We start from the raw sequence: 6,714 nt of genomic DNA on the forward strand, positions 1-6,714 counted from the left end.
CTCCGCAAGTGCGCGGTCAAACAGATCAAGGTCGGCTTCGACTGCCCAGGGGATGAACCCGCAGCCAACGCGTTCATTGGTAATCAGCGACGACTCTGTTTCGTACCATTGACGATCAGCATATCCCCCACCCAACAGGCCCAGACCGCCGGCGTCGGCGACGGCGGACGCAAGCGCGCCACCCGCGGCCACGCAAGCGCGCCACCCGCGGCCGGTGTCATCGGGGCAAGGATGATGGGATGCTTGATTTCGAAAAATTCTGTCAGACGCGTTCGTATCGTCATCAATACTTCTCCCAGTTTGAGGAATGTTCCCGGAAATTTTTCTTTGACGCTATTGCGACACCTGACTTAAGACAAACGATTAGATCAGATGTTTTTCATCTGAAAAGGAGATGGCCGATGAACAGCGCCGACCTCAGGTTTTTCCAGGCGGTGGTGAGAGCAAACAGTATCGGAGGGGCTGCCGGTGTGCTCAACACGGTGCAATCCAACGTCACCGCGAGAATAAAATCGCTTGAGGAGGAAATCGGTGCTCCGCTTTTTCATCGCTCCAGGCGAGGGGTTACACTGACAGCCACCGGCATTCAGCTCGTTCCCTATGCTGAGCGCGTCGGAGAGCTTCTGGACGAAGCCAAGCGCGTCGTCACAGACCGCGGTACGCCGTGCGGTTTACTCAGGATCGGCTCCATGGAGACCACTGCAGCGCTTCGCCTTCCACCGATCCTGATCCGCTATGCTGCAGAATATCCAGAGGTCGACGTACTGGTGGAGGCTGCCCCGACGGAACAGCTCGTCAGCGAGGTCGTCGGACGCAAACTGGATGGCGCGTTCGTCTCCGGCCCCATCGCTCATCCCGAACTGAAGAGCCTATCGATCGTCGAAGAGGAGCTCGTTGTGATCTCCTCGCCGCGGTTTCGCGAGCTTTCGGATCTGAAGGCCTTGGCCGCATCGCCGGCTCTGAAGGTCCTCGCTTTTCGATCGGGCTGTTCCTATCGCCGGCGCATGGACATGTTCCTGGCGGCGTGTGGGGTAACGCATGTCCGCTGGATGGAACTCGGAACAATGGACGGGATCATCGGCTGCGTCGCCGCCGGGGTAGGGATGGCCATGCTACCTCGGGGGGTCGTTCAGGATGCGGCAGCCGACGGACAGGTCATCATACACCAGCTACCTGACAATCTGCGGTCGGCGCCGACTGTTTTTGTGACGCGGAGCGACGAGTATCTCTCCGCGGCACTTCAGGCTTTCATGGCGGTGGCGTCTGAGGCGCATTCACGGCCTCAGCCGGCAGGACCAGAGCCGGCCCGACAACTGCAGCGGGCTTAAGAAAGATGGAGCAAAAACAAGGGGTCAGTCAGATCTATCTGACGCATCACCAGCATCTTTGCGATATCGCCCGGCGGGTTTGCCCCAATGCGCGCATACGAGCTGGCCGTGCCGCTCGAGCCGGAACGGCGAGTTGCGTGACACGTCGAAGCCCAAGAGCTGCCCTATCAAGGCCGGCCGGGCCGGCGACCAGCACCCGGCAGCCGGGCAGCGCGCCAAAAGGACCCCGCCCGTCATATGAACTGCATCCCTCATAGTGCGTCGCAACATTTTGATGCTGCACTGCGGAACTTTGCGGTAAAGCGGGAGTTCTCTGTGCTTCTAGCAAGCGAGGGCTCGATGAGGCGCTACAAGATTCTGCCGTCGGAACCAAGGCTGTGGTCTGTGATCGATAGCCTGACAGGGCTTCCCGCCGAGAGATACGGTCGGCCGCTCACCGGGCTGACCCGGTACGAAGCCGAAGAGGCTGCCTTTAACCTCAGCGAGAGCACTCCGCCATGGATGGCCTTGGTCAGACGTCGCAGACCTTAATCAAGGCTGCCGAATCCACGGATGGTCGAACGCGATGCGCCTCCCACTCCATCACACCCTTTCGCGTAACCTCTCACCTCTTCCTTCTGGATGCGTGCGTCATGGCAGGGGGCGCATGTGCTCCCCAGTTCGCCCTGGCATAAGAGCCGGACCGTCGCGGTGCGCCACCAGATGGTTGGCGACCGTGGCCGGAATCGTCGCCCGTTCTCTTGCCGATGAAGTGCGGGGTGCCCGATACCGAAATGGCGCGCGAGCTCCCGAAACTTCTGCCGATCCTGACACAGGCGATCGACTGGAACCTCATCGAGCAGCAGTATGACGAGTTGATCAAATATGCGGCGGCCCTGCAGCACCGCACGGCCGATGCGGAATCGATCCTGCGCCGCTTTGCGCGGGCGAGCGTGCAGCGCCCAAGCTACAGGGCGCTGGCCCAACTCGGCAAGGCAATCAAGACCATTTTTCTCACCGCTATCTCGGCTCGGAAGCCTTCCGGCGCGAAATCCACGAAGTGTCGCTTGGCAGTTAATAGTGAGAACGCAGTCGTTCAGTCAGGTTTAGCAGTTTATTGCGAGAATGGCGTAGCTCGGATTCTTCATTTTAACTGCAGTCGCATCAGTGCAGTGGTGCTGAACTCCCTGGCGAGGCGACCGGCATCTTCGTGCTGGAGGAGAATATCGGACCGGTGCGTCGCGCGGTGAGCAAGCACGACGGCCCGACCTTCGACGAGTTCGATCTGGCGAAACTGCCGCTCTTTCGCAACGTGGTCGATCTTCAGCGACAGCCTAGCGACCCCGGCTTCTAAACGCCGTCATGGAGTAGCTCCTGCACTCGTTCGACCGAAATGTCCGATTCAAAGATCAGGTCGTGAGGGAATGCCCTCCCCGCAGATGATCGGCAGTCGCTCGATCGCGCGACGCGCGGGATCGGCTTCTTCCGTGAACCCGCAGGTCGATATCAGAAAAAGGTTGCGGCGGTTACCGCGAACTCATGGCTGGCGCAGCAAGCGCTCTTTTCAGCAAGCGCCCTGGTCGGGAGCCGGTGAGGATGAAATTCGGCTCGGGTGCGACGATTACATGCTCGATGTTCCATCCGGTCTTCCCGAGCATGTCTATAGCGACTTTTTTGTGTCCGAAACTGAACAAGAGTGTCGGAGCCCCACCCGCTGGCAGGCCGCTGGCCGTTGTCGCCGGCGCGGTCGAGTTCAGAGATATCCGGTTCGAATACCGGCAAGGAAAAGGGGTAATCGAGAATCTATCGCTCAGGGTCCGCGCCGGCGAGAAGGTCGGGCTCGTCGGCATGTCGGGGTCCGGCAAGTCAACGCTTGTCAGCCTGCTTCTGCGGTTCTTCGACGTAAACGATGGCGCAATCGTCGTCGACGGCCAGGATATTCGTTCGGTGACGCAGGCAAGCCTGCGTCAGAATATCGGGGTCGTGACCCAGGATGTCTCGTTGCTCCATCGCTCTGTCGGGGACAATATCCGTTACGGCCGGCCGGATGCCTCGCCGGAGGAGGTCGAACGCGCCGCAATGCTGGCCGATGCGGACTGTTTCGTGGCCGATCTCAAGGACAGCGAAAACCGCACCGGCTAGGATGCTTTCGTCGGTGACCGCGGGGTGAAGCTTTCTGGCGGCCAGCGTCAGCGGGTCGCCATCGCTCGGGTGCTGCTTAAAGACGCGCCAATCCTCCTTCTAGACGAGGCGACTTCTGCCCTGGACAGCGAAGCCGAGGCGGCGGTCCAAAAAAACTCGAGCTCATAATGGAGGGCAAGACGGTGATCGCCATTGCCCACCGCCTGTCGACGATTGCCAGCATGGACAGGATCGTCGTGCTCGACAAAGGGCGCATCGTTGAGGAGGGCTCCCCCTCGGAGCTACTCAAACGCGACGGCCTGTATGCCCGCCTGTGGCGGCGGCAGACCGGCGGCCACATTGCCGACAGTTCCGAGGAGAGATAAGCCGACTGGAAGGTCGTTCGTCACGGCTCCGCGCTGCTCGCAATGCTTGGCTGTTGTCGTAGAGAGCGGGCATTTTCGCGTTAGACAAATCTCGGCTTTCGCCGCCTCCGTCGCAAATGTGTGGGAAGGGGCGACGAGATTGCCACAAGAGCTCTTCGGTTCTATCGCGAGAAGCTGACCGCCCGCGGCCGTGCCGATGCTGGTACCGCCGAGTCTTAAGCAGTGGTGATCGCTCGACTTCGTCTCCGACCGTTCCACATCCTCATCGTTTGCCGACGCCACCAATTGGCCCCGCAACGGGTCGCGAGCCGGAGTTCAACCAGGCCGTTCGCCCTAAAACTGATCCAGCTCAAGGCAGCCCACCGCTACCAATGTAGAACGGGCAACGAGCGCGGTGCGCACCAGACAAAGGGCAATAAAGCCGTCCTCGACATCGCATCGGAGTTCAACGTCTTTGCACCAATGCCCAGGAACGGTCGACGCGACAAACAACTCCCAACGTACAGGCGCTGAGAGCCGCCGACGTTCGGAAAATCACAAACGGGCTATCCCGATCCCTGGGGGGCCAAGGAGGCCGCCCCATGAATCGCTGCACATCATCAGTTGCAATTCTTGCTTTCGCCACCCCTGCACATTGTCTGCCGTCGCTACCGCGGCGGATCGGACCATCTATGCAGCCGCCCGACAAGAGCCTCGTGTTTCTTAGTGGCGTCGGCTACACGTGGCTCAAGGCCAACGAGCTTGTTTACGACAGGGGCAGATCACAATGGGCACGAACAATCCGCCGCTTTCGCCCGAGGACGTCGAACGCTTCGGGCCTGATCCCCTTACCAGCTTCCGCACCAATCTGGCGTCGGTTGAAGAGCGCATCACGCTTGCTTGCGCACGGGCCGGGCGCGACCGTGCCTCCGTGCGGTTGCTGCCGATCACCAAGACGGTGCCGGCCCATATCCTGCGATATGCCTTCGACGTCGGCATCAGCACTTTCGGCGAGAACAAGATCCAGGAGGCAATGACAAAGTGCGAGGCGCTTCACGATCTCGCCATCGACTGGAGCATCGTCGGACATCTCCAGACCAACAAGGCCAAATATCTGACCCGCTTCGCGCGTGAGTTTCATGCGCTCGACAGCCTGCGGCTCGCCGACCTTCTGAACACGAGGCTGGAGCGCGAAGATCGCTTCCTCGACGTCTATGTGCAGGTCAACACGTCTGGCGAGGACAGCAAGTTCGGCCTCCATCCGAACGCACTGCTGCCCTTCGTGGAGACCCTCGATCAGGTTCCCCGTCTCCGGCCATGCGGGTTGATGACACTTGCGCTGTTTTCCTCCGACATGGCCAAGGTGCGGCCTTGCTTCATTCTGCTGCGCCGGCTTCGGGACAAAGCCGTGAAGCACAACGCCGCGCTGACCGGGCTCTCCATGGGTATGACCGGAGACTTCGAGGAAGCCATCGAGGAAGGCGCCACTGTCGTGCGCGTCGGTCAGGCCATCTTCGGCAAGCGGCCGACGCCTGACGGCCACTACTGGCCGGGTTTCGCCCCCACCGATCGGGGAATTGAACCATGATTTTTCGCAAACGTAACAAGTGCGATCCTGTCCCTAGAGCAACGCGCTGTCAGCCGCTCCATCTGCCCGCTATGATCCGCCCTTGACAGATGTCTATACGCGTCAGCCGTCATACCCTCCCCAGAAGGCAACGTAGTCATGACCGGCCCTCCCCAGAAGTGCCGGCGCAACGAAAGTCACTTGCCAGCGTTGCCGTTGATCGAAGCCGCAGGAGGACGAAATGGCCGATGACAAGACCAAGCGTGATTTCCGCGACCGCAACCGCGTATCCACCGATGAGGATTATGAGGTGGAACATTTCGCACGCGAGAACGGCATCACGCCAGAGCAGGTCCGTGAGCTAATAAAAGCCAACGGGAATGACCGCGACGCTTTAACAGCCGCTGCAAAGCAATTGAATACCGTGCTGCAAGGAGGTCCGCTGACCGGCTGATAGAGACATCACCATTTGGCACCAACGTGCGAGCATACAGGCTGCGGCAAGAATCGACAGGCTCGCGTTAGAGCGCTGGGGCACGTCGTTTCGGATGCCTTGCCTTCAACTTCAGACCGGGGGCTTGAAACGTCGACGCCGATCGTGAGGTCGGCGATGGTCTCGTCGTGGACTTCAACCGAATCCGGCAAACTGATCTTCTTGCAGCCTTGGCCGCTAGGGGACATTGCCGGTTGTGCTTTGACCGGTAATCGGTCTCGCGTTCAGCTCACGTGCCGAATGTGTCGAGCGAATGGAACCGATCACGCTTCGCAAAACCTCGAGTTTTGCGATGCCTGGTTTGTTTGACGGCCTGCAGATCAAGCGGCCTTGTCGAAATTCGAACCCGTCCAGCCTTAAAATGTCCTGCCGGACCGAGGCGGAGGGCTTTGTGCGGAAGGTGATCGCAATCGCTTCGGGTCCTACGTCGACCTGGCTCAACCCTAACTCCGCTGCATCTATTCGCAGTCGGCTTACCTCCAGCAGCGTGGCCGCTTCGCTCGGCATGGCTCCAAAGCGATCCTCCACCTCGTCGGCAAATGCATTGACGTCTAAATGCGTGCTCATGCGGAACAATCGCGAATACAGGCTGAGGCGTATGGTTGGCTCCCGCACATAGCTTTCTGGGAACGACCCTCCGGCCTGCAAGTTGATGTCCGGAAGTTGCATGTCAGAGCCGGGGTCGCCTCGCGCAATCGATGAGGCACGCTCGAGCCCGACGCCAATGAGCTTGACGTGACCCGCTTGTTCTTCGCCGAAAAGATCGCCGGCGCCGCGCAGGTCGAGGTCCCTTTGGCTGATGGCCAGGCCAGAGCCAAGCCGGTCGAGAGCTACAAGAGCCGAAAGTCGGGACCTTGTGGC

General features: G+C 60.2%; 4 protein-coding genes and 3 pseudogenes. 6 read left to right on the forward strand and 1 reads right to left on the reverse strand.

The annotated features are described in order from the left end of the window. The first annotated feature begins 239 nt into the window (after positions 1-239). The 6 genes and pseudogenes from AC0L18_RS26250 to AC0L18_RS26275 all read left to right on the forward strand — a co-directional run bounded on the left by AC0L18_RS26250 (position 240) and on the right by AC0L18_RS26275 (position 5,814). Positions 240-1,328, forward strand: a complete 1,089-nt coding sequence (locus AC0L18_RS26250; protein WP_473494814.1) for a LysR family transcriptional regulator — start codon at positions 240-242, stop codon at positions 1,326-1,328. A 749-nt stretch (positions 1,329-2,077) separates the two neighbouring features. Then, positions 2,078-2,364, forward strand: a pseudogene (locus AC0L18_RS26255) (Tn3 family transposase); the annotation flags it as partial. A 120-nt stretch (positions 2,365-2,484) separates the two neighbouring features. Continuing rightward, positions 2,485-2,607 (forward strand): annotated as a pseudogene (locus tag AC0L18_RS26260) (phenazine biosynthesis protein PhzF); the annotation flags it as partial. 425 nt (positions 2,608-3,032) lie between these two features. Further along, positions 3,033-3,814, forward strand: a pseudogene (locus AC0L18_RS26265) (ABC transporter ATP-binding protein); the annotation flags it as partial. A 766-nt stretch (positions 3,815-4,580) separates the two neighbouring features. Then, positions 4,581-5,381: a YggS family pyridoxal phosphate-dependent enzyme gene (locus AC0L18_RS26270; RefSeq protein ID WP_473494815.1), complete on the forward strand. Its 801-nt coding sequence runs from the start codon at positions 4,581-4,583 to the stop codon at positions 5,379-5,381. A gap of 220 nt (positions 5,382-5,601) precedes the next feature. Then, the gene (locus AC0L18_RS26275; protein ID WP_473494816.1) at positions 5,602-5,814 is read left to right on the forward strand and encodes a DUF3606 domain-containing protein; all 213 of its coding nucleotides are present in this window, start codon (positions 5,602-5,604) and stop codon (positions 5,812-5,814) included. A gap of 216 nt (positions 5,815-6,030) precedes the next feature. Here AC0L18_RS26275 and AC0L18_RS26280 read toward each other — a convergent pair. Beyond that, on the reverse strand, positions 6,031-6,714 hold a 684-nt coding region (locus AC0L18_RS26280), incomplete at its 5' end, for a TRCF domain-containing protein (protein WP_473494817.1).

The organism is Mesorhizobium sp. WSM4819 (assembly GCF_055811215.1).

What these genes read in the sequence shown, in the direction of transcription:
- AC0L18_RS26250 (WP_473494814.1), top strand. Translation starts at nt 240, where the DNA reads ATGCTTGATTTCGAAAAATTCTGTCAGACGCGTTCGTATCGTCATCAA.
- AC0L18_RS26275 (WP_473494816.1), top strand. Translation starts at nt 5,602, where the DNA reads ATGGCCGATGACAAGACCAAGCGTGATTTCCGCGACCGCAACCGCGTA.
- AC0L18_RS26270 (WP_473494815.1), top strand. Translation starts at nt 4,581, where the DNA reads ATGGGCACGAACAATCCGCCGCTTTCGCCCGAGGACGTCGAACGCTTC.